A 2,398-nucleotide genomic window follows, 5' to 3' on the forward strand; every position below is an offset into this window, starting at 1 on the left:
CGCACGCGCGGCGATTGCCAATCGGCGTCCGATCAATGGGGCACCATCATGCGCAGCCTCGTGCGCGATGTGATTGGCCTGACGTCTTTGTTGATCGTCGCGGCCACAATGGATTGGCAATGGACGCTTTTGGCGCTGGTCGCCGTACCCTTTATCGCCTTTCCGATTCGTACGTTGCAACGGCGTGTGCGCCGCAATTCCTCCGCAGCCCGTGAGGCGTCCAGTTTCGTCTCGAACCGCTTGGACGAGGTTTACCACGGCACCACATCAATCAAACTTGCCGGCACAGAACAGCGCGAAACCGATCGGTTCAACAAGGCGATCAACGGCTATACCCGCGAGGAAATCCGCTCCGCGCGCGGTCAATCCGCGATTCCGTCTCTCATCGACTTTGTGGCCGGTGTCGGATTTGCATCCGTGCTTTACTTTGGCGGACTTGAAATCATTGCCGGAGAAAAGACAGTCGGGGAATTCATGGCGTTTTTCACCGCTGTCGGGATGTTGATCGATCCGGCACGCCGGTTGGGGAATGTCTCCGCGCAGTGGCAGATCGCCATGGCCTCAATGATCCGCGTTCACAGTGTATTCAACGAACGCCCCAGCATTGTATCGCCGCCCGAGCCAAAACAGTTGGATATCCCAGCGCGTGACGCCGACGTTGTCCTAGAGGCGGTCGCGTTCTCGTACACGGACGCACCGGTGTTGCGTGGCACATCCTTTGTCGCGAAAGCGGGTCAAACCACGGCACTTGTCGGCGCGTCCGGTGCAGGCAAGTCCACGATTTTTCATCTGCTGGCCCGACTGGCAGATCCGCAAAGTGGTTCCATCACCATCGGGGGGACGCCGACCAATCAACTCGACCTGAAAGAGTTACGCGGATTGTTCTCGGTCGTTTCCCAAGACGCACTCTTGTTCGACGAAAGCATTCGCGAGAACGTGATGATGGGCGCGGATGCGAGTGATGCCGAATTGCAAACAGCCCTCAAAGCCGCCCATGTCGATGCCTTCCTTGGCAATCTTGAGGCGGGGGTTGATACCAACGCGGGCACACGCGGGTCGGCCTTGTCAGGCGGGCAACGCCAACGGGTTGCCATTGCGCGTGCGGTCTTGCGTGACCGTCCTATTTTGCTGTTGGACGAGGCCACATCCGCGCTCGATGCGCAGTCAGAAAAGATTGTGCAAGAGGCGCTCGAAGATCTGTCCAAAAGCCGGACCACGCTTGTGATTGCGCACCGTCTGTCGACCATTCGCAACGCCGATAGCATTGTGGTGATGGATCGCGGCATGGTGGTTGATCAGGGCACGCATGACGAATTATTGGCACGTGGCGGTCTATACGCGGATCTATACCGTCTGCAATACTCTGACGGGATGACACTCACCGATCGTAAGATCGAGACAACCGTGCCGGATCAGCGCCCGCAAGATACCGCACAAGACGCCAAAGATTCCGGCTTCCTTGGCGCAGCCAGCCGCGCGTTTGGTAGCGTGATGGGTCTGTTTGGACGGCGCTCTGACTAAGCACGATCCGCGCGCGCCCCAACCTGCGGGCCATGTCCACATCCTCCATCAACGGGATAGGTGCAAAGCCCCCAACGGTGTCGTACAAGGCGCGCGATATGAATAAGGATTGGTCCCCATAAGGCAGGCCAAACGCCCGCGTGCGAAGGTTTGCCCATAGGGACGTCATCCGCGCCCAGCTGCCCTCAGCGCGAAACGACAGGGAAAACACCAAGGCCTGATCGGGATGCGTCAAATGGGACAGAGCGGCCGCACTCCACCCCTCGGGCAACCATGTGTCGGCATGCACGAACAACAACCACGCACCTTGGGCCGCCTCGGCCCCGCGCGCCAATTGTGCGCCACGCCCCGCATCCCCCACAACCAACTGCGCGCCGATTACGTCGGTCAGATGGGCAATGTCGTCCGTTGACCCGCCATCCGAGACGATCAATTCGCGCACAAGGCCCGCGTCCACGCCCTCCATGATCCGCGCCAGTGTTTCCGCCAAATGCGGTGCCGCGTTCAGGGTCGGGATTATCACAGAAATTGGCGCGCGCATGTGTCTCGGTTCGGTTATGAGATTTGCGAAAACCCTAGCGGCTTCGCCCCCCGAATGCAGCTGAAAAGCGGTGTCCCGTTGAACAATCACATCGTGTCCTTCACCTTGGCCTCTCAACGCCCTATATGATGGCAGACAGGAGAGCGAACACATGACCGAGCGTAGCATCATCGCCCTAAGCGGCTCTGACACCCACAAGTTCTTGCAAGGCCTGATCACAAACGACATCGGCGGTTTAGAGCGCGGCGCGGTTTATGCTGCGATTTTAACGCCGCAAGGAAAGTTCATGGTCGACTTCTTTCTTGTGCGTGAGGGAGACACGGTGTTGCTCGATGT

Annotated in this window: 1 protein-coding gene and 2 pseudogenes; 2 read left to right on the forward strand and 1 reads right to left on the reverse strand. The window is 58.9% G+C overall.

The features are described 5' to 3' along the window. Positions 1 to 1,137: pseudogene (locus tag ACTG34_RS13550) on the forward strand (ABC transporter ATP-binding protein); the annotation flags it as partial. A gap of 241 nt (positions 1,138 to 1,378) precedes the next feature. On the opposite strand, the gene ACTG34_RS13555 reads toward ACTG34_RS13550, so the two are convergent. Continuing rightward, positions 1,379 to 2,062 carry a TIGR04283 family arsenosugar biosynthesis glycosyltransferase gene (locus tag ACTG34_RS13555; protein ID WP_439105406.1) on the reverse strand — a complete coding sequence of 228 codons (684 nt, stop codon included), beginning with the start codon at positions 2,060 to 2,062 and terminating at the stop codon, positions 1,379 to 1,381. Between the two features lie 151 nt (positions 2,063 to 2,213). Between ACTG34_RS13555 and ACTG34_RS13560 the strand changes: the two are divergent. Next, positions 2,214 to 2,398: pseudogene (locus tag ACTG34_RS13560) on the forward strand (YgfZ/GcvT domain-containing protein); the annotation flags it as partial.

The sequence above is a fragment of the Celeribacter marinus genome (genome assembly GCF_965656515.1).
Taxonomy (GTDB): domain Bacteria; phylum Pseudomonadota; class Alphaproteobacteria; order Rhodobacterales; family Rhodobacteraceae; genus Celeribacter; species Celeribacter marinus_D.

Coding starts and splice junctions, on each gene's coding strand:
- ACTG34_RS13555 (WP_439105406.1), bottom strand. CDS start 2,062: ATGCGCGCGCCAATTTCTGTGATAATCCCGACCCTGAACGCGGCACCG.